This window comes from Sphingomonas sp. Leaf20, assembly GCF_001421535.1.
GTDB lineage: Bacteria > Pseudomonadota > Alphaproteobacteria > Sphingomonadales > Sphingomonadaceae > Sphingomonas.
In genome coordinates this window covers 21,017-46,532 of record NZ_LMKN01000011.1, presented here as the reverse complement: position 1 = coordinate 46,532, position 25,516 = coordinate 21,017, and the positions used below count along the sequence as shown (strand labels likewise).

The window sequence follows — 25,516 nt, the reverse complement described above, 5'->3', positions numbered from 1 at the left end:
TCGGGAGGGTCGGCCGAACCGACCAACCCTGTCGCGCTTATCTGAACGACGCGCGAATGGAGAAGGTGAAGCGGCGATCCGCGATGAACCAGTTGCGCGGCCGCGTCAGCAGATCATCGTTGATTACGTACGATGTTCGCGTAATCGAGTTGGTCAGGTTGACGCCCTGGAACCCCATCTTGATTGCCGGTGTCACTGCATAGAAGATCGATGCGTCAAGCTGCCCGTATTTTTCCGCGTACACCGGGGCGTTCGGAGCGATCACGTCGCGGATCGTCAGGAGATTCCTCGACCGCCAATTATAGGCGGCACGGACTTCCACACCGTTGCGCTGATAGAAGGGCGCGATATTAAATTGATATTTCGACAAACCTTGAAGCGGCAGTCCGCTGGTGTCGACGTTAGAGATAATCCCAGCCGCGACGTTGGGATCGTTCTCGTCGAGGTTTTCTTGCGAGACTCCCGACGACTTCACATAGGTGAAGTTCGCGGCGAGGCCGAAACCGCTCAGCACCCCGGGTAGAAAGTCGAAGGTCTGCTGATATCCGACCTCGAAGCCCTTTACACGACCGGTCTCGGTCGAATTCAGCGGGGTGGTGATGATCCCATCGAAGGTCGCGCCGTTGTTGGTGAAGCTCTGCCGCTGCAGGCTGTTGGTCTGTACGCCGTACAGATCCTTCTTGAAGAGCGACAGCGTGAGCTGGCCGACATTCGAAAAATACCATTCCGCAGTCAGGTCGTAATTGTCGGCGCGGACCGGCTTCAGATATGGGTTGCCGACCTGAAAATTCGCGATGGGCGAACCGTTGAATGCGATGGTCTGATCGCTTGTGTTCAGGCTGATATTATAAAACGACCGCGTCAGCCCGAAATCAGGCGGTGCGACGCTCTTGGTGAAGGCCGCGCGAAACTGCAAACCGCCGCCCATCGCCAGCTTCACATTGAAGCTCGGCAGGAAGTAATCATAGGTCAGCCGCGCGTCATTCGGGGCCAGCGATCCGTTCTGGAATGCAACGGCGGAGTCGCGCACCGCCTGGGGCAACGAGCAGAACCGCGACGGGACACCTCCATTGGCGACCTCTTCCGGCGTCAACGCCGGGCAATTAAACGCCTGCTGCGGGAACGCGAAGAACCCTGAGGAGACACGTCGCGTCTTGGTGTAGCGCACGCCAAGATTACCGCTCAGGTTCCACCCATTGGACAGATCGTTCCCGAACCGCGCCATCGCGTAGACTGCATTATTGCGCTCGCTGACCGGGTTGATCTCGCCCGGCAGAAACGGGGTTCCGGCAATGACGCCGGCACGGCCGGCCAATGGGACCCAACCCTCGGCACCCGAAAGGTTGCTCGTGAAGGTGCGCCATTCCTGCGCGATCTGGCTGATCGCCTGAGTCGCGGTGTCGTAATTCTGGAGGAATGATCCCGGTACGAACACGCGCCCACCGTTCGACGCATCGTTCGCCTGGCCGCGGAAGAAATTGTCGTACAGAAACGCCTGCTGCGGTCCGAGATTACCCTCGTTACGCGTGACGGGATTGCCATCGATCGGGCGATCGAACCAGACAGGGCCACCTGGTCCGGTCGGAGCGGCCGCATTGGTTTGATTATTGCCGCCACCCCAGATCTCGCTGAGCACGCCCCAATTGTAGCCGGTTGAACGGGCTTCGTTTTGCCGGTCGGCGAAGCGATAGCCGACGCGAACCGAGGTCAGCCAGCTGTCTTCAGGGAAGGAATAATCAAGGTCGATGCGCGCTGCATCCTCGTTGCCCTTGCTGTCTTCAATATGGTCCATCGCCGATCGATAGAAGTTGTTGTACGCGTCGAGGTAGCTCGGGTGCGCCGCGTTCTGGTAGTTGTTCGGCGTATTCGTAACGGGCACGAAGTTCACATAGGCGGGGTTGGTACCGTCGAGCCGAATGTCGGCATTCTGATAGGACGTGCCCCATACGGTCAGATCGGTGACCTTCACCTGCGACCAGACATGCTGATAATCGAGATTGATGCCAAGCCGGTTGGTCGCCTGCCACTTCAGATTGAAGCTCGCATCGTTCGTGCGGAATCGCGAATTATTGCCGCGTGAAATATTGTTGCTTTGAAGACCGTTGGTCGGCGTGCGCTGGTCACCGCCGTTTGCCGGGTCCTGGTCCGCACGATAGCCGTTCGGTCCGGTGATCAAGCCGCTCGTGAAGGCGTTGTCGTCATCATAAGTGAAGCTGGTGCCGGGAAAGGGCTGGGAATCGCCCGCGGTCAGCACGTTGTCGGTCGCGACCTCGATCGAATTCTCCGTCCATGCCTCGCGCGAGTCGGTCCGCAGGAATTGCGCGGTCGCGGTCATCGACTTGTCAGGGCTGCGCCACTGGCCGGCGGCCGAATAGCCATAGCGCGTTCGGTTGAATTCCTGGCTGCGGATCGCCGCGCCGCGGGGCACGTAGACGGTGCGGCCGGTGTTGACCACGCCGGTGGTCGCATCGACCGGCTGCAACAGCGAGCCGTCGGCGCCGATCACACGCTCGCCCCAGTTCGAGATCTGCACGCTGTCGGCGCGGCTGCGGACCTGTGAACGCACGAAGCTGGCAAGAATGCCGAAGTCGCCAATGCCAGTTTCCCAGCGATTGCTGCCGAGAACCGAGACGGTCGGCGCCGACTTCTTGACGAAATCGCCGTAATTGTTCTCGAGCGTCCCGCCCAACACCAGTCCGGTGGAATCGAACGGCAGGCGCGTGCGCAGGTTGACCGAGCCGCCGATGCCGCCTTCGATCATGTCGGCGGACGGGCTCTTGAACACGTCGACGCCGCCAAGCAGCTCGGCGGGCACGTCGGCGAAGGACAAGCCGCGGCCGTTGTTCGCGCTGAACGAATCGCGGCCGTTGATCTCGGATCGCGTGTAGCTGAGGCCGCGGACGGTGACGCCCGAACCTTCGGTCGCGAAGTGATCGGGATCGGCGCCGGCCGAGAAGCGGCTGATCGACACGCCAGGCACGCGCTGCAGCGCTTCGGTGACCGAACGGTCGGGCAGCGCACCGATATCTTCGGACGAGATCGAATCACCCACGACTTCGGAATTGCGCTTGATCGCCTGCGCACTCTGCAGGCTCTGGCGGATGCCGGTGACGACGATGTCCTGATCGGCGGCTTCGTCCTGGGGCGTCGCGGTCGCCTGCTCGGCCTGCGTCACTTCGGCGCCGCCGGAGGGCACCTGCCCGTTCGCGGATGGCTGCGCCGCGCCCATTTGCGGCGCCCCGGCCACCGTTCCCGCAGCACGTTCAGAAGGTGCGGTACGCTTTGCAGCGTTCGGCGTCGGCATCGCCTGGTCAGCTGTAGCACCGGCCTGCTGGGCCAAAGCGCCATTCGGCGCAGTGGCCAGGCACAGCGCCAGCAGTGAAGCACCACCTTTCAGGAGGGTTCCCCGACGCGCGACGCGTGTGATCTCGAACTTGGCCATTGCTCCCGACATCCCCTCTTTTTGTTAGCGCTATCATTAACTGGCGCTGTTTTTCTACAATGTTTGGTAGCGATAGGAGGAAGTAAGGCCTAGAGCGAATCTTACATTTTTTTAATGTTTTGCTAGGCTTGTTGTATGAATGCAACATATCGGGAGGCGGGATTGAGCGGACGTGCAAGGCTACGCATCGTCATCGTTGGTGGCGGTACCGCAGGCTGGATGACTGCGGCTACGCTCGGCCTTACGACCGGTGCGAGCGCAGCGGGACGCCTGGCCGATATCACGCTGGTCGAGTCCGAGGAGATCGGGACGGTTGGTGTCGGCGAGGCCACGGTCCCTCACATTCGGTTTTTCAATCAAAGATTGGGTATCGACGAAGCCGATTTCGTCCGGCGTACCAAGGCGACGTTCAAGCTGGGCATCGAGTTCTGCGATTGGGGTCGGATCGGCGACAGTTACATCCATCCGTTCGGCGATTTCGGCCATGACGTCGACGGGCTGCCGTTCCATCAGCATTGGCTCCACGCGAACCGGGGCAAGCCGGATGAGACGCCGGGACTCGCCGCGTGCTCGCTCCCGATCGTTGCCGCACGAGCCGGGCGGTTCACGCCGCCGCTCGACGATCCGCGATCGGTCGGGTCGACCTATTCCTATGCGTATCAGTTCGATGCCGGGCTCTATGCCGCGTATCTGCGCGACTATGCCGAAACCCGTGGCGTCACGCGGATCGAGGGTCGCGTCGAGGACGTCGAACGGGGCCCGAGCGGTATCGCGGCGCTTCGCCTGGCGGACGGACAGCGGATCGAGGGCGATCTGTTCGTCGACTGTTCGGGGTTCCGCGCCCTGCTCATCGAAGGCGCCCTGAAGGCGGGACACGAGGATTGGGCGCACTGGCTCCCCTGCGACGCGGCATGGGCGGTCCCGACGGCGAACACCGGCCCCCTCGTTCCCTATACCCGCGCCACCGCGCGCGACGCCGGCTGGCAATGGCGGATCCCGCTGCAGCATCGCACCGGGAACGGTCATGTCTTCTCGACCCGCTTCACCGATCCGGAACGCGCACGCGCGGTACTGCTCGACAATCTCGAGGGCGAGGCGCTGGCCGAGCCGCGGATGCTGCGATTCCGCACCGGGCGTCGGAACCGCCAGTGGATCGACAATTGCGTAGCGATCGGCCTCTCGGCGGGGTTCCTCGAGCCGCTTGAATCGACCAGCATCCACCTGATCCAGCTGGCCATCGGCAAGCTGATCGAGCTGTTCCCGAACGACGCCGTGCTCGACCCCGCGGATGCCGCGGAATTCAACCGCGCGATGGCGCTGGAATATGACCGCGTCCGCGACTTCCTGGTTCTTCATTATTGCGCGACCGAGCGTGACGACACGCCGTTCTGGCGCCACATGCGGACGATGGACCTGCCCCCCTCGCTGGCCGGCAAGATCGCCGCCTTTCGCGATCGCGGCATCGTCGAACAATATCGTGAGGGCATGTTCCTGCCCGCAAGCTGGCTCGCGGTCTATTATGGCCAGCGAATCATGCCCGAACGCATCCACCCCCTCGTCGCCGCACTGCCCGCCGCGGACTCGCGCGCGCGTGTCGCGGCCGTCGCCGACGCCTGCCGCCGCACCGCCGAGGGGATGCCGACGCATGCGGACTATCTTGCAGGGATCGGGGCTGCCGCGTGACGGCTACGGTGGCTGTGCTGGGCGCGAACCTGTGCGGCTGGATCGCCGCGGCGGCGCTGGCGCGGCGCTTGCCACGCGAGTCCTACCGCGTGGTGGTGATCGACGACGGCACCGGCGACGATGGCCTGGGCGATTTCGCGCCGGTGATCGCGGTGCCGCCCGCGCTCGCGGGCTTCCACGCCGAGCTCGGTCTCGACGCGGCGACGTTGGTCCGGACGACGGGCGGCGGCCATGCGCTGGGCGTCGCGTTCGGCGGCTGGCGGGCCGACGGCGCGGCGGCGTTCCTGTCCTATGGCGAGACCGGTGCGCCGCTCGAAGGCATCGCGTTTCACCAGCTCGTCGGACGGCTGCGCGCGGCGGGGCACCCGGTCCGGCTGGCCGATCATGCGCTGTCCGCGGTCGCCGCGCAGGCGGGCCGGTTCGCACCCGGGGCGCCGATCGCGCATGCGCTGCATCTGCCCGTCGCGCCCTATGAAGCGCTGCTCCGCGAGGCGGCGCTGCGGGCGGGGGCCGAACGCGCGTCCGCGGAGTTCGTCGATGCCGAGATCGCAGCGAACGGCATCGTCGAGAGGCTGACACTGGCGGACGGTACCGGCATCGAACCCTGGCTCGTCCTCGACTGTTCGGGAACCGACGCGCGCATCGCCAGCCGTACCAGCCCCGCGTCCGAGGACTGGTCCGGCTGGTTGCCCTGCGACCGCACGCATGCCGAGACGGTGCCCGCGCAGGGCGCCCCCCCGCCCTATACGCAGGTAGACGCGCAGGACGCGGGGTGGACCGCGACCTGGCCGTTCGACGGCGCGGATGTGCGACTGACGTGCAGCGTTGGCGGAACCGGCAAGCCGTTCCGCGCGGCGCGCCGCATCGAGCCATGGCGGGGCAATTGCGTCGCGCTGGGCGCCGCCGCGGGCCTGCTCGAACCGCTGCACCCGACCGCACTGACGCTGCTGCTGCGGTCGCTTGCGCAGCTGATCCAGCTCTGGCCCGACGGACCGCAGGCACCCGTCGAAGCCGCCGCCTTCAACCGCACCGCAGCCGCGGCGTTACACGGCGCGCGCGACTTCCTGATCGCGCACTATGCCGTGGCCGGTCGCGCCGGCGCGCTGTGGGACGACCGCCGCGCGGCATCGCTACCCGGACCACTGGCCGCGAAATACGATCTGTTCGCGGCGCGCGGGCGGTTGCCGATGTATGACGACGAAGTGTTCGAGGAGGAGGATTGGGCGGTGATGTTCGACGCGATGGGCCTGATGCCGCGCCGTTACGATGCGCGCGCGGACATAGTGCCGCTGGCGACGATCGAGCGGCATCTGGCCGAGCAGCGTGCGCGGATGATCGCGCAGGTCCGCGCGCTTCCCCCTTATGCGCAGGCGATGGCCGCGTTGCGGGCGCGCGCATGACGATCGGCGCCCCCGTCCGCCGCATCGTCATCGTCGGCGGCGGTACGGCCGGCTGGATGGCGGCGGCCGCGCTCGCCCGGCTGATCCCGACCGGGGCGAGCATCACCCTGATCGAGTCCGACGCGATCGGCACCGTCGGCGTCGGTGAAGCGACGATCCCGCCGATCCGCGGCTTCAACGCGATGCTGGGAATCGACGAAGCCGAATTCCTCGCCGCGACCGCGGGGAGCTTCAAGCTCGGGATCGAGTTCCTCGACTGGGGTGCGCCTGGCGAGCGCTATCTGCACCCCTTTGGCGGGTTCGGTTTCGACATCGAGGGTGTGCGCTTCCACCAATATTGGCGTCGCCGCCGCGCCGCCGGGGTCGTCGAGGATATCGAGGCCTATTCACTGTGCGCGGTCGCCGCGCGCGCGGGACGGTTCATGCCCCCCTCGCCCGACCCGGCGTCGGTGCTGTCGCAGATGGCGCACGCCTATCATTTCGACGCGGGCCTCTATGCACGCTTCCTGCGCGGCCGCGCCGAGCGCGACGGTGTCGTGCGCGTCGAAGGCGACGTCGTCGATGTCGCGCTCGACGGCGAGACCGGCCATGTCCGCCACGTCATGCTGGCCGGCGACCGCGTCATCGAAGGGGACCTGTTCCTCGACTGTTCGGGGTTCCGCGGCCTGCTGATCGAGCAGACGCTGGGCGCGGGCTATGAGGACTGGACGCACTGGCTGCCGTGCGACCGGGCCGTTGCGATGCCGACCGCGAACGCCGGCGCGGCGATCACCCCCTATACCCGCTCGACCGCGCGCGAGGCCGGCTGGCAATGGCGCATCCCGCTGCAGCACCGCACCGGCAACGGCTATGTCTATAGCAGCGCGCATTGTTCGGACGACGAGGCCGCAGCGACGCTACGCGCCGGGGTCGACGGCACCCCGCTCGCCGAACCACGCCTGCTGCGCTTCACCGCGGGACGGCGGCGGAAGCAGTGGATCGGCAACGTCGTCGCGCTAGGCCTTGCCTCCGGTTTTACCGAACCGCTCGAATCGACCAGCATCCACATGGTCCAGACCGGCATCTCGAAACTGCTCGCTTTGTTTCCCGACCAGGGCTTCTCGCCGGTCGAGATCGACACCTATAATCGGCTGGCAGCGACGCAGTTCGACCAGGTCCGCGACTTCCTCATCCTCCATTACCATGCGACCCGCCGCGAGGATTCGCCGTTCTGGCGCGAGATGCGTGCGCGGCCGATCCCCGACAGCCTGAGCGAGAAGATCGCCTTGTGGCGTCGCCGCGGACGGCTGTTCCGCTGGGAGGATGATCTGTTCGCCGAGGCGAGCTGGGTCGCGGTGCTGCTGGGCCAGGGCATCGTTCCCGAGGGCTGGGACCGGCTCGCCGATGCGGTCGACGCGCGTGACGTCGATGCGCGGTTCAACCGGTTGCGCGCGATGTTCGCCGACGCCGCATCGCGAATGCCGCGGCACGAGGAGTATATCGCGCGAACCTGCCCGACGCGGGTGCGCGCATGACGGCCGCGCTCGGATCGGTCGTGATCGTCGGCGGCGGCACCGCGGGCTGGATGGCCGCGGTCGCGCTCGGCCGACTGCTGGGCCCGGCCGGGACGCGCGTGACGCTCGTGGAATCGGACGAGATCGCCACGGTCGGCGTCGGCGAGGCCACGATCCCGCCAATCCGAACCTTTCACGCGATGCTCGGGATCGACGAGGACGCCTTCCTCCGCGCGACCGGCGGCAGCTACAAGCTCGGGATCCGCTTCGAGGGCTGGACGCGCCCGGGTGAATCCTATGTCCATCCGTTCGGCCAAATCGGGACCGATATCGCCGGCGTGCCGTTCGCCGCGCAGTGGCTGCGCGCGCGCCAGGCGGGTGCCGCCGAAGCGCTCGGCGCCTATTCGCTCGAAGCCCGCGCCGCCGAAGCCGGCCGCTTCTCGCGCCCGATCGCGAACGGCGATTCACCGCTGTCGCGGATCGGCTATGCCTATCATTTCGACGCAGGCCGCTACGCCGCGTTCCTGCGCGCGCAGGCCGAGGCGCACGGCGTCGTCCGACGCGAGGGCCGGGTCGACCGCGTCGAGCGTGGCCCCGCCGCAATCGCCGCGGTCCATCTCGCCGACGGCAGTCGTATCGAGGGCGACCTGTTCCTCGACTGCACGGGGTTTCGCGCGCTGCTGATCGAGGGCGCGCTGCAGGCGGGCTGGACCGACTGGTCGCTGTGGCTGCCGTGCGATCGTGCGGTCGCGGTCCCTTCGGCCGCCGACGCCGCGCCGCTCGCACTCACGCGCGCGATCGCCGAACCCGCCGGCTGGCGCTGGCGTATCCCGCTGCAGCATCGCACCGGCAACGGGCATGTCTTTTCCAGCCGCCACTGCAGCGACGACGAGGCGACCGCGACGCTGCTCGCAGGGCTGCAGGGTGAGGCATTGGCCGACCCGCGCGTGATCCGCTTCGCCACCGGGCATCGGACCCGGTTCTGGACCGGCAACTGCATCGCGCTCGGCCTGGCGGCGGGGTTCATGGAGCCACTCGAATCGACCAGCATCCATCTGGTGCAGAGCGGGCTTCAGCATCTGTTGCGGATGCTTCCGACGGGCGGTCCCCCTGCCCCGGCGATCGTCGACCGGTACAACCGCACGATGACCGGCGAGTTCGTCCGGATCCGCGACTTCCTCGTCGCGCATTATCACCTCAATGCCCGTACCGAACCCTTCTGGCGCGAGCGCGCGGCGGCGCCGATCCCGGATGGCCTCGCCGAAAAGCTCGCGCTGTTCCGCGCCGGCGGACGCATCTTCCGCGAAGCGGACGAGCTGTTCAACGAGGTCAGCTGGCTCGCGCTGCTGACCGGACAGGACGCACCCGTGACCGGCCATGACCCAATCTGCGACGCGCTGCCGATCGCCATCGCGGCAAAGCGTCTCGCTCAGATAGAACGCGTCGTCGCCACCTCGCTGACGCACTTGCCCCCCCATGCCGACGCGCTGGCACGGTTGGGTCAGGACAGGACAATCTGATGCCCATTGCCCTTGTCCTTGCCGCGGCCGTCATCAACCTCAACCAGCTCGGCTTCCGTCCGGAAGACCCCAAGCTTGCGATCGTCGCCGATGCGGCGACGTCGCCGCTCGAATGGGTCGTGGTCGACGACGCCGGCAAGACCGTGCTGACGGGGCGCACCACAGTCGGCGGCGACGACGCGGCGTCAGGCGATCATGTCCATGTCTCGCGCTTCACCGCGCTCACCCGCCCGGGCAACTACCGGCTGCGCGTCGACGGGACCGAAAGCGGCCGCTTCCGCGTCGGCCGCGACGTCTACGCCCCGCTTGCGCTGAACGCGCTCAACTTCTTCTACCAGCAGCGCGCCGGCACGCCGATCGACGCGCGCTGGGCCGGTGCCCGCTGGGCGCGCGCGGCCGGACACCCGCGCGAGGTAGCCGCCTGTTTTTCGGGAGCGGACGAGAAGGGCAATGTCTGGTCCCGCTGTCCCTATACGCTCAATGTCACCGGCGGCTGGTACGACGCGGGCGACCACGGCAAATATGTCGTCAACGGCGGCATCGCGGTGTGGACGCTGCAGAATCTCTACGAAACCGGGCTTGCGCGTCGCGTGTTCGCCGACGGTCAGGCGCGGCTGCCGGAAGCCGGCAACCACCGCGACGACCTGCTCGACGAAGCGCGGTGGGAGATCGAGTGGATGCTGCGGATGCAGGTCCCCACGGGCACCCGCGTCGCGCTTCCCGTCGGGCCGCACGATCGCTCGGGCAGGCTTGCACTTACACCAGTCGATGCGGGCGGCATGGCGCACTACAAGGTTGCCGACGCGCGCTGGACGACATTGCCGACCGCACCGGCCGACGACAAGGAACCGCGGCGCCTCTACCCGCCCTCGACCGCGGCGACGCTGAACCTGGCCGCGGTTGCAGCGCAGGCCGCGCGGCTTTGGCGGCCGATCGATCCCGCCTTCGCCGCGCGGTGCCTGGCCACAGCGCGCGCCGCCTGGACCGCGGCTGAGCGCAATCCCGCGATCTTCGCGGCGCAGGGCTTCACCGGCAGCGGCGGCTATGGCGACGAGACGCTCGACGACGAACGCGCCTGGGCTGCAGCCGAGCTGTTCGCGACGACCGGCGATGCAGCCTACCGCGCCGCGCTGCCGACCGGCGCGATGGGCGAACCCGGCTGGGCCAGCGTCGCGCCGCTCGGCATGATCACGCTCGCGACCGCAAGCGGCGTTCCCGCGACGATCCGCGCCGGTGCGCGTGCAGCGATCGTCGCCGCCGCCGACGGCTTCCTCGCCGAAACCGCGCGCACCGGCTACCGCATCCCCTACGCCTCGCAAACTTATAATTGGGGCTCAAATTCCAGCATCCTCAACCGCGCGATGCTGCTTGGCCTCGCACAGCGCTTCACCGGCGATGCGCGCTACCGCGCCGGCGTCGTCGATGCGGCCGATTATATCCTCGGCCGCAATCCGCTGGGCCAATCCTATGTCTCGGGGACCGGCTGGAAGCCGCTGACCAACCCGCATCACCGCTTCTGGGCGCATCAGCTGTCGGCATCCTCGCCACCGCCGCCGCCGGGGGTGGTGTCGGGCGGCCCCAACAGCAGCGCGATGGTCGATCCGGTCGCCATGACACTGAAGGGCCGGTGCGCGCCGCAACGCTGCTGGGCGGACGACATCAACGCCTATGCGCTGAACGAGGTGGCGATCAACTGGAACGCGCCGCTCGTCTGGGTCGCCGCCTATCTCGACAGCGACTGACGCTCAACGGCGCTGGAGCGATTTCAGCAGATAGCCGCGAATCCGCTCGGTCCGGTCCTGGCTAGCCGGCCCGAGCACGCCGCGCGCGGGCGCGGGCAAATGATCGCCCGCCGCTGTCGCCTCGTCGGCGAAGACATAATGCTCGAACCACGCGCGCCACCCCGCCTTCTCCGCCGCGGGCAGGTCGCGCACCGCCATCATCGCGTGCACCACCGCATGGAACGCCGACACGCTCGAATCATAGGCGCGCCAATAGTTGCACAGCACGTTCAGCGTCCCGAACGCCTGGACATGGTGCCACCAGATCGCAGGGATGAAGATCGCATCGCCCGGCCCCAGATCGGCGACCACCGCATGACCGAGCGCCTCGGCATAGCGCGGATACCGCTCGAGATCGGGCGCGAGCGGATCGACCATGCTCGAAGGCGGGCCTGCCAGCGTCCGGTCGAGCGGCCCCAAATAGAGATTGCCGACCTGATCGGGGGGAAACAGCGTGAACCGCCGCTCGCCCGCGACTACGCAGGCAAGATTGGTCGACCCGTCATAATGCGTCGCGGTCTGCGATCCGTTGCCGATCCACAACCGTGGCGTCGCCCCGCCCATCGGCAGGTCGAGCGGATTTGCCGCCGCCCATCCCGGCAGATGCTCGGGCGCGGTTGCCGCGTTCGCGTAGAGGACATGCCGTTCGGCTTCGGGAACACCCGACAAGCGCAGCAATTCGCTCAGCAACACGCCAAGCGGCGCCTTCTCACGGTGGAAGTTGAACCCCTCCAGGTTATCCCCGCGATAGAAGAACTTGCCGCCGAACTCGGGGCCGCCGATCAGCACCTCCATCGGCTTGCCGCCATCGCCAAGCCCGGTCAGATACGCCGCCGTCGCGCGATCGCCACCCGCCGCGGCGCGGACGCTTGCCCAGTGCGCAACCTGACCGCGCAACACGATCGGCGCGTCGCGCACCGCGATCTCGGCGGCAAAGGTGGCGGCGTCGACCGCGGCGCGCTCCTCGACACGGGCATCGGTGGGGGCAGGATGCGATATCGTCATCCTGCTGCGATAGCAGGATAATGCGCTGCGCCATATTGCGTTTGAGCCCGCGTCAAACGAGCTGCGACTACGCAGACCCTCCGTCGGTCAGCGGCAGCATCGAAGATCGTGCGAGCACTTACGAACACCCGCCAGTCGCTCATTTCGGTGCAAATTGATTACGTGGACGAATGCGCTTGCCCAGCCTGAAGGTTCAAATCAGGCGATCGCCCATGTTTTCGCCAAGCTGGACCTGCCGCGCTGGTATCCAGCTTTCATTGAAGGTGAGCGTCGCCTCCTGGAATAGCATCACAATCGTTGAGCCGAGCAGGAAGCGCCCCATCTCTTCACCCTGTTCGAAAGCAATCTTCTTGTCGATATAGCGCCATTCCGTCGGCGTCCCGGTACGCCTGGAATTAACGACCCCGTGCCATACAGTAGCCATGCTTCCGACGATGGTGGCTCCGACCAGCACCATGACGAATGTACCGTGTTCCGAACTCTCGAATACGCAAACGAGGCGCTCATTTCGTGCAAACAGATTCGGCACGCCTTGCGCTGTGACGGGATTCACCGAAAACAGACTGCCCGGGATGTAGCGCATGCTTATCAATCTGCCCGCGCACGGCATATGGAGACGGTGATAGTCACGTGGAGACAGATAAAGATTTGCAAAACTGCCATGACGGAACTTCGCTGCTAACGTTCCGTCTCCACCGATCAGTTCGGTCGTGGTAAACCGATGTCCCTTGGCCTGCACGATGTGATGATCGTCGATCGCGCCAACTTGGCTGATCGCGCCATCTACGGGGCAGACGAAATCCGCATGTGCCAGTGGGCGAATTCCCTTCCTGAGAGGCCGCGAGAAAAAGTCATTGAAGCTCGCGTAGCTGGCGATGTCGGGATTTTCGGCTTCGCTCATATCGACGCCGTATCGTGCGACGAACCAGCGGATCAGTCGCGTGGTCATAGCACCGCCGCGCGCCCGGGCGATACGACCAGCCACTAGCGTCAGGCGTTGCTTGGGCAGCGCATATTGCAACAGGACGGTAAAGCGATCGAACATTTCTAACCCTCGAGTAGCGGCCAGCGGAGGTAACGATCACTTCTCGTTACGTAAGCGCTTCACAAGCCTACTTCCGAAAGCCCCTGAGCCAGCGTGCACCCGGATATGAACGCGGAATTCTCGTATGGCGAGCATGGGCGGTCGTGTTCAACGAATTGCCGGGCTCGCAGCGGCTGCCGCGAGAACCCGAACAGTGCATATCGACGATATTTGCGGATTAGACGGGCGGTTGCTCGGGCAACGCGTGGAGCAACAACACGTCCTTCCGGAGAACGAGGGCAGCACGCAGACCGTGCCCGATGCGATCGTCGCATCCAGTCAAAAGAACCGTTCCGCCCAAGGCTGTCTAACGGCCCGCCTCAGCGACAAGGGGAACAAGCGCGAAGCGGGCCGGCCAAGGTGTTGGAGACTCCGTGGCACGATGCGAACGATCGGTATTGCAAGTCGCCCCCTCCTTGTAAGGATTACACGATCAAGCGGACAGCCAGTCGGACTCGGCATCGTCGACCGCGGCAAACATGTCGCCTTCCGCCTGCATCGCGCTGAGATGCTTGCGGACGGCTTCCGGGTCGCCGGTCCGAGGAAACCGGCGATCGACCGCAGCGCCGGCCGCAAGCTGTCCGACAAGGTCAGATCGATCTTTCTGTGTCATCAGCCACTGGCCAAACGCCAGCGAGGGTTCGTCAGTGTCGGTCAATTTCGCGTCCTCCGAATCGTCAGACTGCCATCGCATCAGACTGATGTTCTTGCAATGTTCTTGCGAATCAGGCGGCAGTGCGCGTAGCTATGGCCACGCCCCGACGGGCGGACCGACAGTGATGGGAGCAATGACATGCAGCACGATCTGCGGCTGAGAGCGGCTGCGCGCGCCGTCTACGACAACATATATGCCTCGGCGGACACCGCAACGTTCAGCTTTGATGACGCCGAGCGGTTCGCCACCGCGGAGTACCGGCAGGCCGTCGGTGCAGCGCAGGACGCGCGGTCAGTTCTGGCTGCCCGGCACGAGCAGCTTCTTTTCGTGGCGATCCTCTAGGCTATGTCCGCAATCCCCCAAGGCCGGCCGGTCGTTGTACCACTGAACCGACGTGACGATCCGGTGCGACTTCACGATGTCCCGTTCGCGCTCGTGCCGTGCGAGGTGCCGTTTTTCCTGGTGCATACGCAGGCCGGCTTTCCGTCGCCTGCGCAGGACGACATGCAGGAGCCGATCGATCTCGGCGCGTGGTTGGTCGAGCATCCGGCAGCGAGCTACATCATGCGGGTGGATGGTCGATCCATGTCCGGCGCCGGGATCAATGACGGCGATCTGATCGTCGTGAACCGCGCCAAGCAGCCAAGGGCCGGGGCAATCGTCGTCGCACTCGTGCACGGCGACAGGACGTTGAAGCGCCTGCGCTTCGTCGACGGCCGTCACTGGCTGGTGCCTGAAGCCGACGGATTCGCTGACATCCTGGTCGACGAGCATGTGGAGATATGGGGCACCGTCGTCGGCGTCGCACGCAAGATGGCATGACCACGCCAATCGCCCTGATCGACTGCAACAACTACTACGTATCCTGCGAACGTGCTTTTGACGCCAGCCTGGTCGGCGTCCCGGTCATCGTCCTTTCGAACAACGACGGCTGCGCGATTGCCCGATCCGCCGAGGCAAAGGCGCTCGGGATCAAGATGGGCGATCCGATCCACCACCTGCGTGACATGGTCCGGCGACACGGCATTCAGGTCCGCTCGTCAAATTATGCGCTCTACGGTGATATGCAGCGCCGGGTGATCGCCGCCTGCGCGCCGTTCGCACGGGATTTCGAGATCTATTCGATCGACGAAACATTCCTTGACCTGGCGGGGTTTGATAACCGTGATCTCGTCGCACATGCTCACAAGATGCGTGCCCAGGTTCAGCAGTGGACGACGATCCCCACCTGCGTCGGCATCGCGGAGACGAAGACGCTGGCCAAGCTGGCCAACGCCGCGGCCAAGAAGGACCCGAGATTCGCTGGCGTCGCGGATCTTCGCGAAGAGGGCACGCGCCGCGATGTGATGCAGGTTTTTGCGGTCGGGGACGTGTGGGGCGTTGGCGGTGCCACGGCACGCAAGCTTATCGGTCTTGGCATCCATACCGCGGGCGAACTGCGCGACATGCCTATGAAGCAGGCACGCGCCGTCGGCACGGTCGTCCTGGAGCGACTGGTCGCGGAACTCCGCGGCGTTCCGTCCAACGCGGTTGAGGCAGTCGAACCGCGACGAAAAGGCATGGCGGTGACCCGATCGTTCGGGACGCCTATCTGCGACTTCGAACGGATGATGGGTGCGCTGTCGCAATACGCACTCCGCGCTGGCGAGAAGCTGCGATCGCACGGATTGGTCGCTGCCCGGCTGACGGCGTTCTTCCACACCAACAAGCACAGGCCGGATCGCCCGCAATACGGCGCTTCAAGGATGGTGACACTTCATCCGATGACGAACGATAGCTTCGAATTGATCGCGGCCGCCAGGCGCGGCGCGGAGAAGGCGTGGCGGGATGGCTATGCCTACACGAAGGCCGGCATCATGCTCGACGACCTGCTGCCCGAAGATGATCGGCCGCGCACGCTGTTCGAAGCTGACACGGCGAAGCGAGATCGGCTGATGGGCGCGCTCGATGCGATCAACGGCAGATTCGGCACGTGGAGCGCAGTGACGGCATCGCAGGGGTTCAAACGTGAATGGAAGATGCGGTCGGAGATGCGGTCGCCGTGCTGGACGACGGACATAGCGCAGGTGCCGACGGTGCGTGCACGATAGCGTCGACGGCGTGCGACCTTGCGTTCGCTATGGTTCACACCGAAGAGGCAAAGATGAGTCACGCCAGTAACATCGTGTATTGCGACGGCCCGCACAGCCCGCACGCTTTCGACATCGTCCCTCTGCAGCCTCGCAGAGGTAGCCTGGATGCCATGTGCCCCGTCTGCCAAGGCAGAGGCCAATGGAATACCGAGATTGATGTCGTCAGCTTTCGCTCCAAGCGCACTGCTTGCGACCGGTGTCACGGCGCGGGCTGGGTAGAGACTGGATCCGATCCCGTCGGGGTGCCCGACATTGAGGTTTCCCCGGAAGGCTACCCTCGGTGGACGCTCCGCTACGAGGCACCCACAAAAGTTATTCAGACGACGGATCCGGAAACGGCTGGGTTGTCGAAGTCCTAACCCGCCGGCAGACCAAGCGCCCGGTCCTCAAGCCAGATCACGGTTGATCTTCCTCGTGGGAGAAATTGACGGCAATCCCGTCGCCGGTGAATGATTGCCGCCGTTCGTATCGCCTATTGGTAGCCGCCGTTTTCCTCCCGCTCCTTCGCAGCGTCTTCCTGTACCTTTTCCATCTCCTCTGCCTCATCGGCCGGGGTCGCGTCGTCGGTCTTCGGATCGTCGATCATGGTCATCTCCTCGCCTGTTCAACGCGCGACGCCGCTTTCGGGCGCAGCCGTTCGTCACTGCCGTGCGTTCGTGATGATCGGGACAAGACGGGAGATCACGATGCGGTTCGTTCAGATCGAAATGCTACCTGCAGGCAAGGCGCTCGTCGACATCGACAAGCTGACTCATGCGGTCCCCGAGGCCGAGGGATCGCGACTGTATCTGGGAGCGCAGCACATCGACGTGCCGCATTCGCTGTCCGAACTGGAGAACGTCCTTGCCGGTCGCGAGCGCACGGACGACGGGGAGCACAGTTCCACGGGGTTCGGCGTTCGGTAAGGCCGCTCGTGTGCGATGGCGCGCGTCGTTCCGCTGGCAAATGCCGCAGCGTTCATGCCGTCAGCTGACGCCTTCATGCTCCGATTCCGGCGCGCCGTGTCTTTGGCCAAACAACCGCAGGCTGCAGCGGGCGTTTCTTTGATGGATGCTGGCAATGGTCGGGGGGCATCGCCCCCCGACGCCGTATCGTTTATGCGGTGACCGCTTCCGCCTTGAGGTTCACGCTGGACGTTGCCATCGCGGTCAGCTTGTCGTCGGTCGCATATTCCTCATCGAGCGTTTCTTTGAGGATCGCGGCGATATCCGCGCGGCCAAGTTGGTTGGCCCAGGCGATCAGCGTCCCGTACCGGGTGATCTCGTAATGCTCGACCGCCTGTGCCGAGGCGATGAGCGCGGCATCGAGAACGGCCTTGTCCTGGATTTCGCCGGCAACTTCGTTGGCTTCCTTGATGATGCCGTCGATCGCCGGGCAGGTCACCGCCTTCGCCTTCTCGCCGAGCAGATCGAAGATGCGCTCGAGCCGCGTGATCTGCCCTTCGGTTTCACGCAGATGTGTTTCGAAACCCTGCTTCAGCGCTGGCGCCGTTGCCTTGTCGACCATCTTGGGCAACGCCTTGGTGATCTGGTTTTCCGCGTAATACACGTCCTGCAGCTGATGCAGGAACAGGTCGTCGAACGTCACGATGTCTTTGGAAAACAGGCCCATGATAATGTCCTCGCTGAGCGGATAGCCGCGAAGCAAACTGCTCCGGTACCGCCGAAACGCGCCGACTCCGGGGTAAGTTTCGTTCCGGTTCAGCGCAGCTTTCACGCAAGCCCGATCGACGCCGGCTTTGCGCTGGTGCTCATAGCGAGATCGCGAGCTGCCAGCGCGACTGTCGCGAACAGTTGCGCCGTGCTGGCGCGGCGGGGAACGTTGAGCACGTCTGGAGTGACAATGCCGGATCGCGGCGGCAGCGTCTGTGAAGGCATGATCGCCTATCCGCCGCGCGCGGGAAGCTGAAGCGACTACATCTACTCAGGCGCCGCACGGCCGGATTTGTCTCACCCTTGCAATCAGCGAACTGTCAGCGAAGTTGTCTTCAACGCGGTTGAGCTGTTTCCCGCGCTGATGGTGAACGTGCCCGGTTCGACGACGCGATGAATCTCGGCGTTCCAGAAGGCCAGATCGGCGGGTTTCAGGTCGAACGTCATCGTCCGCTTCTCGCCCGGCTGCAACGTCACGCGCTGAAAGTGCTTCAGTTCGAGCACCGGCCGGGTGACCGTCGCTTGGTCGTCGCGGACATAGAGCTGGACCACTTCGTCCCCGGCGCGACGGCCGGTATTGGCAACGTCAACCGAGACCCGCACCGTTTCATCGCGACCGATCGTCGATTTGGTGAGCCGCGGCGCACCGACGTCGAAACTGGTGTAGGACAGGCCGTAGCCAAACGGGTAGAGCGGAGAAGTACTTTCGAATAGATAGCCGCGCCGTGCGGTTGGCTTGTGATTGTAGAAGATCGGCAGCTGGCTCTCACTGCGCGGGATAGACACGGGCAGCTTGCCGCCGGGATTTGCGCGGCCGAGCACGACATCGGCGACGGCGTTGCCGGTTTCCTGACCCAGATACCAACCCTCGACGATCGCAGGCGCGTTCGCCTCCAGATACGTCGCGGCGAGCGGACCGCCGTTCAGCAACACGACCACCACTGGCTTGCCGGTCGCGAAGAGACGGCTGGCCAGCGCGTTTTGCTCGCCGATCAGGTCGAGCTTCTGTCGGTCGCCCAGATGCTGGTCGGCCCAGGCCTCGCGGCTCAGCTGTTCGTTCTGACCCAGCACCAGCAGGATCGTATCCGCCTGCGCTGCCTTGCGCACGGCTTCCTCCATCAGCGGGGCGTTCTCCGCCGGCGAGACGAGTTCGACCTTGTCGGCGGCCCATTGACGACTGCGGGTCAGGCGAACGCCCTCGGCATAATCGACCGAAAAGCGCCCCTGTGCCGCCTGCTGCATGCCCTCCAGCACGCTGACGACATGCTTGGGCACGTCCGAATAGCCGCCGATGGGGGTGTCGCGGGCGTGGGTGCCGACGACGAGCATCTTGCCGACCTTGCCCGGGTCGAGCGGCAGGAGGTTGTTCTGGTTTTTGAGCAGCACCATTGAGCGGACGGCGGCCTCGCGAGCCAATGCTATCGCGTCGGGCGTCGCGGTGCTGGCTTCGGCCGTGCGGGCGTTGGCGTACGGGTTTTCAAACAGCCCCATCTGGAACTTCATGGTCAGGATACGGCGAACCGCATTGTCGACCTGTTCCTGCGGCACCTTTCCGGATTTGACCATCTGCGCCAAAGTCGCCCAGCCCTCGGCATCGGGCAGTTCCATATCGACCCCGGCGTCGAGCGCGCGACGGCCGGCGGCGGCCATGTCGGTGCCGTACAGCTTGTGACGCGTGTTGAGTTCCTTGATCGCGAAATAGTCGCTGACCACCGATCCCTTATACCCCCATTCGCGGCGCAGAACGTCTTCGAGCAGCCATTTGTTGGCATGGCTCGGGATGCCATCGATCTCGTTGTAGGATGCCATCACCGCCTGAACCGGCAATTCCTTCACGGCACGTTCGAACGGCGGGAAGAAGTTTTCGCGCAACGTCCGTTCGGAAATATTCGCCGGGCCGACATTGGTGCCGTTTTCGGGCTGACCATGGCCGGTCATGTGCTTCAACGTGACCATGACCTTATTGGGCTGCAACGGCAGGGTCGTACCCTGAAACCCTCGAATGGCGGCCAAGCCCATTTCGCTGACCAGCACAGGGTCCTCGCCATAGGTTTCCTCGATCCGGCCCCAGCGGGGATCGCGGGCGACGTCGACGACAGGGGCGAGCGCGAGATTGGCACCGCGGGCGCGCATTTCGCGGGCGGCGACGCCGAACACGCGCTCGACCAGTGAAGGGTCCCACGACGATGCCAGCGCGATCGCCTGTGGAAAGCTCGTGGCGCCGCGCGCGACATAGCCGTGCAATGCTTCCTCATGCATGATCATCGGAATGCCCAGCCGGGTCTGCTCGACCGCCCAGCGTTGCGCCGCGTTGACATACTCGGCGGTTTCCCGAGCGGTGCGGTTCACCGCATCGGCGGCAACGCCGGCGGCGTTGTTGCTGACGGTCACGCCGCGCTTGTCCGATGGACGTGTGATCTGGCCCAGGCCGTTCGGGAAGGCGCGCGAAGCCTTCTGCGACGAAAAATCGCCTTTCGCGTCCTGAATATCGCTCTTCTTTTCCCAGATGCCGATCATCTGGGCGACCTTCTCCTCCAGCGTCATGCGTCGCAGCAGGTCTTCGACGCGCGCGGCGACTGGCTGAGAGGGATCTTTGTACGGCATGCGCTGGGCCGATGTCGGACGGTCGACGCGGGTCTGCGCGACGAGCGTTCCGGTCGCAGCCGTCCCCAGCAGACAGGCAAGTGCCAGGCGAACGGGCATTACGCGATCGATCACAATCTCTCTCCCCGGGGCATTCGGCATCGACCGCCGCCCGCTTTTGGTAGCGCTATCGGATATCGGTGCGGACGAATCCCGTCAACTCGTCAGGCTTTCTGACTCTGCTCGTTTTCTCGATGACGGTAGAGACCCGCAATGGGATAAACGAGCGGCCCCCTGCCCGAGGGTTTCCCCGCCGATGTTCGAATGGACCGCATGCGAAAGCTTCGTCGTCGACGTGAGCTACGCCGGCTCGATCCGGGAGTTCTGACGTTGTCCGCTTGGGCACACGTTTCGCAACCCGAAGGGAAGACCTGATGACCGACATGACTTTGCAGGATCTCGCCAAGGCGATGGGCAAGATCGACTTTGCGATGCTGACGACGCGGACCGAAGGCGGCCAGCTCGCGACCCGGCCGATGAGCAACAATGGCGAAGTCGAGTGGCAAGGCGATAGCTACTACTTCAGCTATGACGATGCGCGCACCGTTTCCGACATCCTGAACGATCCACATGTCGCCCTGTCGTTCCAGGGACGCAGCGGGCTGCTGGGCAAGCCGCCGTTGTTCGTCGCGGTCGAGGGCGCAGGCAAGATCGTGCGCGACAAACAGGCGTTTGCCGAACACTGGACGCCCGATCTCGAGCGCTGGTTTCCACAAGGCGTTGATACGCCGGGCCTCGTGATGATCGAGGTCAACGCGGTGCGGGTGCATTACTGGGATGGCACCGACGAAGGCGAAGTTGCGGTTTGACCGACGCCACGGCGCCCATCGTCCTGACCGGATCGCGCACGCGCTGGTCGGCCACGGCGCGATAGACAACGCGTTGGTGCGGAAGGGAGCGCGGCACGATACGCTCCCGCCCGGCGTCACAGTCGTCGCGGTCGATTTCGCCGAGCCGGCATGCCTCACAGCCGCGTGAGCTGGGGCAGCGTTTGTGGTGTCGGCGGTCAACGGACTGGCGGAGGTCGTGCTCGGGCTGCAGACCCGGTTGGTCGACGCAGCGTTCGCCGCCGGGGTGCCGCGCGTCATCGCGTCCGACTATGCGCTCGACTTCACCAGGACGACGCCGGGGCGCAACCGCAATCTCGATCTGCGGCGCGCGTTCATGGCGCGGATCGATGCCGCGCCGATCCGCGCAACTTCAATCCTCAACGGTGCGTTCGCCGACCTGCTTGCGGGGCAGGCGCCGATTGTGCTGCCGCGGACCCGCCGGGTCCTGCATTGGGGCAGCGCGGAGAGGGAAGGCTGTTCCCCGCTCGACAACCACCGCTATCCGGATGTTGCTTTCACCCCAGCGCAGACCATCTTGCGTTCGGCGTATACGAGGGGATAGCCGAGGTGCCCCACCGGCAGACGGTCACGCCGCGCCTTCTGCGACCCACGATCGGACATCGGTCCAGGTTGACGCACCATGCTCCTGCGGTGCCTGCGGGACGAACACCGAGAGCGTCAGTGTCACGCCGGCGATCAGCAGGACGCCCCAGAACGTCAGGTGCAGACCGTGCGCCAGCCCTGCCCGGCTTGCTAGTGCGCCTGCCGCCGCCCCCTTCCCCGCGAGCAGGTGCTGGACCTGTTGCAGCGAACCGGCGTGTCCGCGGGCGAGGCTGGCGTTGAGCACGGTGCCGAGCACCGCCGCCCCGAGTGTGCTGCCCAAATTGCGGGCAAACAGATTGGAGGCCGTCGCGGCCCCACGCTCTGCCCAGCCGACGCTGCCCTGGATCAGCACGATCGCGGCCGTGCTTAGGAACCCCATCCCGAACCCCATCACCAAGGACCCGAACCCCGCCACGAGCGGCGAGCTCAGCGGAGACAGCAGCACAAACGGTATCGCGCCCACCGGCAGCAAGGCTGCGCCGAGGATCAGGATCGGTCGCAGGCCAAAACGCCCGAAATTGCGCGCGCCGAGCGTCGCCGCGATCGGCCAGCCAAGCACCATGGCAGTGAGCATGAACCCCGCCTCGAGCGGCGAACGCCCCATTACCGCCTGGACGTACATCGGCAGGAAGGTCGTGAGCCCGATGACCGCCATGCCGCTGAACAAAGTCACCGCGTTGGTCGCGGCGATCGTGCGGCGTGCCCAGAGCGCAAACGCGATCATCGGATCACGCGCGCGCCGCTCCTGCACCACGAACAGCGCTGCGGCGGCGATGCAGATCAGCGCAGCGATTGCGGCGATGCCGCCGCCATCCGGCCCGGCTTCGGTGAGCGCCACCATCAGCGCCGCGATCGCGACTGTGAACAAGCCCGCGCCGACGGCGTCGACGCTGCGCTCGTGCGTCGCCACGGTTTCGCGCAGGAACAGGTAGAAACCGGCCGCCGCAGCCAGCCCGATCGGCACATTGATCTAGAAAATCCACGCCCAGCTGAGATGCTGGATGATGAGCCCGCCCCCCAGCGGCCCAATCACCGACGAGACGCCCCACACGCTCGCTAGCCAGCCCTGAACCTTGCCGCGCTCGTGCGTCGCGTAGAGGTCGCCGATGACCGTGATCGACACCGGCTGGATCGCGCCTGCACCGAGCCCCTGGACGAGACGAAACACAATCAGAGACGGCATCGACCAGGCGAAGCCGCACAGCACCGAGCCGAGCAGGAAGATGCCGATGCCGACCAGCAGCACCGATCGCCGGCCATAGAGGTCGGCGAGTTTGCCGAACACCACCGTCGTCGCCGTCTGCGCGAGCAGGAAGGAGGAGAACACCCACGCGTAATATTGCAGGTCACCGAGCTGTCCGGCGATTTGCGGCATCGCGGTGGACACGATCGTCGCCTCGATCGCGATCATGAACGACGCCGCCATCACGGCCGCAAGGACGTAGCCGCGGCGCACCGCAGGGGGCGCGAGACCCTCGGTCATGCCACCGCCTCGCTCGATCCGCTTACCGGTCGCTGGCGGCGTTCCGCGATCGTCCAGAGCAAGGCGATCGCCCAGACGGCAAGACCGCCCAGCGCCAGCGCGCAGCCCACCCATCCGGTCGCGGTCCAGCCATAGCCGGCCGCCACCACCATTCCGGCAAGCCAGGGGCCAAGCGCATTGGCGGTGTTGAACGCCGAATGATTGAGCGCCGCCGCCAGGCCCTGCGCGTCCTCCGCCACGTCCATCAGCCGGGTCTGCAACACGGTGCCGAGCGAACCGCCGAGCCCGATCGCGAACACCGCGAGCACGATCGACCACAATTGGTGCGCCGCCACGGTATAGACCGCGAGCGACGCGGCGCTCCACAGCAGCAACGCGCCCGCCGTCGGCATCAGCGCGCGGTCGGCGAAGCGCGGGACGATCAGATTGCCCGCGGTCATGCCGATCCCGAACACCGCGAGCACCAGCGGCACCACCGTCGATCGCACGCCCGTCACTTCGACCAGCGTGGACGCGAGATAGGTGTAGACCGCGAACAATCCGCCAAAGCCGATCGCGCCGATGCCGAGCGTCAGCCACACCTGCGGACGGCGCAACGCGCCCAGTTCGCGCAAGGGACTGGCGTCCGCGTCGGGCCGGTCTCGCGGGACGATCGCCAGCACGAGCATAACGGTCGCGAGCGCGCACACGGTCACGACGCTGAAGCCCCAGCGCCAGCCCGCCACCTGGCCGAGCCAATTGGCGAAGGGTACGCCGATGATGGTGGCGGTCGTCAACCCGAGCATTACGCGCCCCACGGCTTGCGTGCGTTGCTCCGGGGGGACGAGCGACGCGGCGACCAGCGACGCGATCCCGAAATAGGCACCGTGCGGCAGTCCGCTGAGAAAGCGGAAGACGAGCATCGCATGATAGGACGGCGCCAGCGCGCTCAGGCCGTTGGCGACGGCAAAGAGCGACATCAGCACGATCAGCAGCGTGCGGCGGCTGAGGCGCGCGCCGAACACGGTCAGCAGCGGCGCGCCGACCACGACGCCGAGCGCATAGACACTGATGACGTTGCCGGCGGTCGGCTCGTCGATGCCCAACCCGCGGGACATGTACGGCAACAGGCTCATGGTCGCGAACTCGGTCACACCGATCGCAAAGCCACCGAGCGCCAGCGCGAAATGGATCAGTCCGACCGAGGCAGTCCGGTCAGGCGGGGGGATAGGCATAAGATCAGTCCGGATTGTGCGGTGCAGCAACGCGCGAACCGGCGTTTGGCTGCCCTTCCTTTTCCTTATGGGGCAAGGCATTTGGCGGCCCTGCTCGGCACCCGCGACACGCGACCGCCGACCTGCGGTAACGGTGTTCGACAATCAGCATATCAGCATGCGTGCGCTGGATCCGGCACGACGGGGTCACGCGCCACAGCTGCTGGTTCGGCGCGCTTCAAAAAGTGTTGATTGAGGTGCTTCTTTCTCAGACCCGGTTGCGGACGTTCGCGGGCGCTTTTGACGTTCCGAACTTCGGACATGCATTCATTTCGGGGCGAAGCCCGCCGTGTGTGAGCAATTTGCCGTTATCCCAGCAGGCGAGCGGGATTGCCCGCCACGGTCGCGCCATCGGGAACATCGCGCGTCACGACACTGCCTGCGCCGACGATCGCATCGTCACCGATCGTGATGCCGGGCAGGATCAGCGCACCACCGCCTATCCAGACGTTTCGACCGATGGTGACCGACCGCCCGAACTCGAGCATTTGGCCACGCTGAGCCGGGTCGCGCGGATGATCGGCGGTGAGAATCTGCACGCCCGGACCGATCTGCGTGCCCGCACCGATCCGCACCGGCACTACGTCTAGCACCGTGCAGCCGAAATTGAGAAACACGCCTTCGCCCAGATGAATGTTATAGCCATAGTCACAGTGAAACGGCGCTCGGATCGTCGCACCGCGCCCCGCGTGGCCAAGCCCTTCCACCAGCAGCGCATGACGCTCAGCCACGGTAGCTGTCGATGCGCGATTATAGCGGTCGAGCCACCCAGCGGCGCGCGCCGCATCCGCGACGAGTTCCGGATCGTCGGCGACGTAGAGCTGGCCCGCCAGCATCCGCTCCTTCTGCGTCATCGC

22 protein-coding genes are annotated in these 25,516 nt (G+C 65.4%); 11 read left to right on the top strand and 11 right to left on the bottom strand.

The features are described from left to right. Nucleotides 1-37 precede the first annotated feature (37 nt). Nucleotides 38-3,304, bottom strand: coding sequence for a TonB-dependent receptor (locus tag ASE72_RS18015; protein ID WP_235532444.1), 3,267 nt, complete (start codon nucleotides 3,302-3,304; stop codon nucleotides 38-40). A 273-nt stretch (nucleotides 3,305-3,577) separates the two neighbouring features. Between ASE72_RS18015 and ASE72_RS18010 the strand changes: the two genes are divergently transcribed. Genes ASE72_RS18010 through ASE72_RS17990 form a run of 5 tightly spaced genes read left to right on the top strand, consistent with a single transcriptional unit; the run spans nucleotide 3,578 to nucleotide 11,280 of the window. Further along, nucleotides 3,578-5,125, top strand: a complete 1,548-nt coding sequence (locus ASE72_RS18010; RefSeq protein WP_056024988.1) for a tryptophan halogenase family protein — start codon at nucleotides 3,578-3,580, stop codon at nucleotides 5,123-5,125. Further along, nucleotides 5,122-6,525 (top strand): tryptophan 7-halogenase, encoded by a 1,404-nt coding sequence (locus tag ASE72_RS18005; RefSeq protein WP_082446267.1) that lies wholly within the window; start codon nucleotides 5,122-5,124, stop codon nucleotides 6,523-6,525. The genes ASE72_RS18010 and ASE72_RS18005 overlap by 4 nt, the downstream gene beginning before the upstream one ends. Then, complete coding sequence (locus tag ASE72_RS18000) at nucleotides 6,522-8,039, top strand: tryptophan halogenase family protein (RefSeq protein ID WP_056024982.1); 1,518 nt, start codon at nucleotides 6,522-6,524, stop codon at nucleotides 8,037-8,039. The genes ASE72_RS18005 and ASE72_RS18000 overlap by 4 nt, the downstream gene beginning before the upstream one ends. Continuing rightward, the gene (locus ASE72_RS17995; RefSeq protein ID WP_056024979.1) at nucleotides 8,036-9,538 is read left to right on the top strand and encodes a tryptophan halogenase family protein; all 1,503 of its coding nucleotides are present in this window, start codon (nucleotides 8,036-8,038) and stop codon (nucleotides 9,536-9,538) included. Before ASE72_RS18000 ends, ASE72_RS17995 begins: the two co-directional genes overlap by 4 nt. Continuing rightward, the gene (locus ASE72_RS17990; protein WP_056024975.1) at nucleotides 9,538-11,280 is read left to right on the top strand and encodes a glycoside hydrolase family 9 protein; all 1,743 of its coding nucleotides are present in this window, start codon (nucleotides 9,538-9,540) and stop codon (nucleotides 11,278-11,280) included. The genes ASE72_RS17995 and ASE72_RS17990 overlap by 1 nt, the downstream gene beginning before the upstream one ends. A gap of 3 nt (nucleotides 11,281-11,283) precedes the next feature. Here ASE72_RS17990 and ASE72_RS17985 read toward each other — a convergent pair whose 3' ends face one another. The 3 genes from ASE72_RS17985 to ASE72_RS17975 all read right to left on the bottom strand — a co-directional run bounded on the left by ASE72_RS17985 (nucleotide 11,284) and on the right by ASE72_RS17975 (nucleotide 14,066). Continuing rightward, nucleotides 11,284-12,324: a cupin-like domain-containing protein gene (locus ASE72_RS17985; RefSeq protein WP_056024972.1), complete on the bottom strand. Its 1,041-nt coding sequence runs from the start codon at nucleotides 12,322-12,324 to the stop codon at nucleotides 11,284-11,286. 193 nt (nucleotides 12,325-12,517) lie between these two features. Further along, entirely contained in the window at nucleotides 12,518-13,369 is an 852-nt protein-coding gene (gene asd / locus ASE72_RS17980) for an archaetidylserine decarboxylase (protein WP_056024969.1), read from the bottom strand. A gap of 472 nt (nucleotides 13,370-13,841) precedes the next feature. Next, a complete protein-coding gene (locus ASE72_RS17975; RefSeq protein ID WP_235532442.1) occupies nucleotides 13,842-14,066 on the bottom strand; it encodes a YozE family protein in 225 nt (74 codons plus the stop codon). A gap of 135 nt (nucleotides 14,067-14,201) precedes the next feature. On the opposite strand from ASE72_RS17975, the gene ASE72_RS17970 reads away from it, so the two are divergent. From ASE72_RS17970 to ASE72_RS17950, 4 genes are all read left to right on the top strand, one after another. Further along, complete coding sequence (locus tag ASE72_RS17970; RefSeq protein ID WP_056024965.1) at nucleotides 14,202-14,405, top strand: hypothetical protein; 204 nt, start codon at nucleotides 14,202-14,204, stop codon at nucleotides 14,403-14,405. Between the two features lie 63 nt (nucleotides 14,406-14,468). Further along, nucleotides 14,469-14,885: a LexA family protein gene (locus ASE72_RS17965; protein ID WP_056024962.1), complete on the top strand. Its 417-nt coding sequence runs from the start codon at nucleotides 14,469-14,471 to the stop codon at nucleotides 14,883-14,885. Continuing rightward, entirely contained in the window at nucleotides 14,846-16,153 is a 1,308-nt protein-coding gene (locus tag ASE72_RS17960) for a Y-family DNA polymerase (protein WP_327196498.1), read from the top strand. Before ASE72_RS17965 ends, ASE72_RS17960 begins: the two co-directional genes overlap by 40 nt. A 728-nt stretch (nucleotides 16,154-16,881) precedes the next feature. Then, nucleotides 16,882-17,100: a hypothetical protein gene (locus ASE72_RS17950; RefSeq protein ID WP_156350658.1), complete on the top strand. Its 219-nt coding sequence runs from the start codon at nucleotides 16,882-16,884 to the stop codon at nucleotides 17,098-17,100. A 190-nt stretch (nucleotides 17,101-17,290) separates the two neighbouring features. Here the strand turns inward: ASE72_RS17950 and ASE72_RS17945 are convergent, their stop codons facing one another. The 3 genes from ASE72_RS17945 to ASE72_RS17940 form a co-directional block, all read right to left on the bottom strand. Then, nucleotides 17,291-17,806: a YciE/YciF ferroxidase family protein gene (locus ASE72_RS17945; RefSeq protein WP_056025145.1), complete on the bottom strand. Its 516-nt coding sequence runs from the start codon at nucleotides 17,804-17,806 to the stop codon at nucleotides 17,291-17,293. 101 nt (nucleotides 17,807-17,907) lie between these two features. Beyond that, a complete protein-coding gene (locus ASE72_RS20400; protein WP_156350657.1) occupies nucleotides 17,908-18,072 on the bottom strand; it encodes a hypothetical protein in 165 nt (54 codons plus the stop codon). A gap of 84 nt (nucleotides 18,073-18,156) precedes the next feature. Next, complete coding sequence (locus tag ASE72_RS17940; protein ID WP_056024953.1) at nucleotides 18,157-20,550, bottom strand: glycoside hydrolase family 3 N-terminal domain-containing protein; 2,394 nt, start codon at nucleotides 20,548-20,550, stop codon at nucleotides 18,157-18,159. Nucleotides 20,551-20,864: 314 nt separating this feature from the next. Here ASE72_RS17940 and ASE72_RS17935 point away from each other — a divergent pair, with 314 nt between their 5' ends. Beyond that, a complete protein-coding gene (locus ASE72_RS17935) occupies nucleotides 20,865-21,299 on the top strand; it encodes a pyridoxamine 5'-phosphate oxidase family protein (RefSeq protein WP_056024950.1) in 435 nt (144 codons plus the stop codon). A gap of 217 nt (nucleotides 21,300-21,516) precedes the next feature. Further along, on the top strand, nucleotides 21,517-21,882 hold the full coding sequence (locus tag ASE72_RS17925) for a hypothetical protein (protein WP_156350656.1): 366 nt from the start codon (nucleotides 21,517-21,519) through the stop codon (nucleotides 21,880-21,882). Nucleotides 21,883-21,906: 24 nt separating this feature from the next. Here the strand turns inward: ASE72_RS17925 and ASE72_RS17920 are convergent, their stop codons facing one another. The 4 genes from ASE72_RS17920 to ASE72_RS17910 all read right to left on the bottom strand — a co-directional run bounded on the left by ASE72_RS17920 (nucleotide 21,907) and on the right by ASE72_RS17910 (nucleotide 25,513). Next, nucleotides 21,907-22,887 (bottom strand): MFS transporter, encoded by a 981-nt coding sequence (locus tag ASE72_RS17920; RefSeq protein ID WP_200916381.1) that lies wholly within the window; start codon nucleotides 22,885-22,887, stop codon nucleotides 21,907-21,909. Nucleotides 22,888-22,893: 6 nt separating this feature from the next. Beyond that, nucleotides 22,894-23,406: an MFS transporter gene (locus ASE72_RS20720; protein WP_200916379.1), complete on the bottom strand. Its 513-nt coding sequence runs from the start codon at nucleotides 23,404-23,406 to the stop codon at nucleotides 22,894-22,896. After that, the gene (locus ASE72_RS17915) at nucleotides 23,403-24,620 is read right to left on the bottom strand and encodes an MFS transporter (RefSeq protein WP_056024943.1); all 1,218 of its coding nucleotides are present in this window, start codon (nucleotides 24,618-24,620) and stop codon (nucleotides 23,403-23,405) included. The genes ASE72_RS20720 and ASE72_RS17915 overlap by 4 nt, the downstream gene beginning before the upstream one ends. 347 nt (nucleotides 24,621-24,967) lie before the next feature. Next, the gene (locus ASE72_RS17910; RefSeq protein ID WP_082446282.1) at nucleotides 24,968-25,513 is read right to left on the bottom strand and encodes a sugar O-acetyltransferase; all 546 of its coding nucleotides are present in this window, start codon (nucleotides 25,511-25,513) and stop codon (nucleotides 24,968-24,970) included. Nucleotides 25,514-25,516: the final 3 nt, after the last annotated feature.

What these genes read in the sequence shown, in the direction of transcription:
- asd (WP_056024969.1), bottom strand. Translation starts at nt 13,369, where the DNA reads ATGTTCGATCGCTTTACCGTCCTGTTGCAATATGCGCTGCCCAAGCAA.
- ASE72_RS17995 (WP_056024979.1), top strand. Translation starts at nt 8,036, where the DNA reads ATGACGGCCGCGCTCGGATCGGTCGTGATCGTCGGCGGCGGCACCGCG.
- ASE72_RS17945 (WP_056025145.1), bottom strand. Translation starts at nt 17,806, where the DNA reads ATGGGCCTGTTTTCCAAAGACATCGTGACGTTCGACGACCTGTTCCTG.
- ASE72_RS17915 (WP_056024943.1), bottom strand. Translation starts at nt 24,620, where the DNA reads ATGCCTATCCCCCCGCCTGACCGGACTGCCTCGGTCGGACTGATCCAT.
- ASE72_RS17940 (WP_056024953.1), bottom strand. Translation starts at nt 20,550, where the DNA reads ATGCCCGTTCGCCTGGCACTTGCCTGTCTGCTGGGGACGGCTGCGACC.
- ASE72_RS17970 (WP_056024965.1), top strand. Translation starts at nt 14,202, where the DNA reads ATGCAGCACGATCTGCGGCTGAGAGCGGCTGCGCGCGCCGTCTACGAC.
- ASE72_RS18010 (WP_056024988.1), top strand. Translation starts at nt 3,578, where the DNA reads ATGAATGCAACATATCGGGAGGCGGGATTGAGCGGACGTGCAAGGCTA.
- ASE72_RS18015 (WP_235532444.1), bottom strand. Translation starts at nt 3,304, where the DNA reads ATGCCGACGCCGAACGCTGCAAAGCGTACCGCACCTTCTGAACGTGCT.
- ASE72_RS17935 (WP_056024950.1), top strand. Translation starts at nt 20,865, where the DNA reads ATGACCGACATGACTTTGCAGGATCTCGCCAAGGCGATGGGCAAGATC.
- ASE72_RS20400 (WP_156350657.1), bottom strand. Translation starts at nt 18,072, where the DNA reads ATGCCTTCACAGACGCTGCCGCCGCGATCCGGCATTGTCACTCCAGAC.
- ASE72_RS18000 (WP_056024982.1), top strand. Translation starts at nt 6,522, where the DNA reads ATGACGATCGGCGCCCCCGTCCGCCGCATCGTCATCGTCGGCGGCGGT.
- ASE72_RS17990 (WP_056024975.1), top strand. Translation starts at nt 9,538, where the DNA reads ATGCCCATTGCCCTTGTCCTTGCCGCGGCCGTCATCAACCTCAACCAG.
- ASE72_RS17910 (WP_082446282.1), bottom strand. Translation starts at nt 25,513, where the DNA reads ATGACGCAGAAGGAGCGGATGCTGGCGGGCCAGCTCTACGTCGCCGAC.
- ASE72_RS17950 (WP_156350658.1), top strand. Translation starts at nt 16,882, where the DNA reads ATGCGGTTCGTTCAGATCGAAATGCTACCTGCAGGCAAGGCGCTCGTC.
- ASE72_RS17985 (WP_056024972.1), bottom strand. Translation starts at nt 12,324, where the DNA reads ATGACGATATCGCATCCTGCCCCCACCGATGCCCGTGTCGAGGAGCGC.
- ASE72_RS17960 (WP_327196498.1), top strand. Translation starts at nt 14,846, where the DNA reads ATGGGGCACCGTCGTCGGCGTCGCACGCAAGATGGCATGACCACGCCA.
- ASE72_RS20720 (WP_200916379.1), bottom strand. Translation starts at nt 23,406, where the DNA reads ATGACCGAGGGTCTCGCGCCCCCTGCGGTGCGCCGCGGCTACGTCCTT.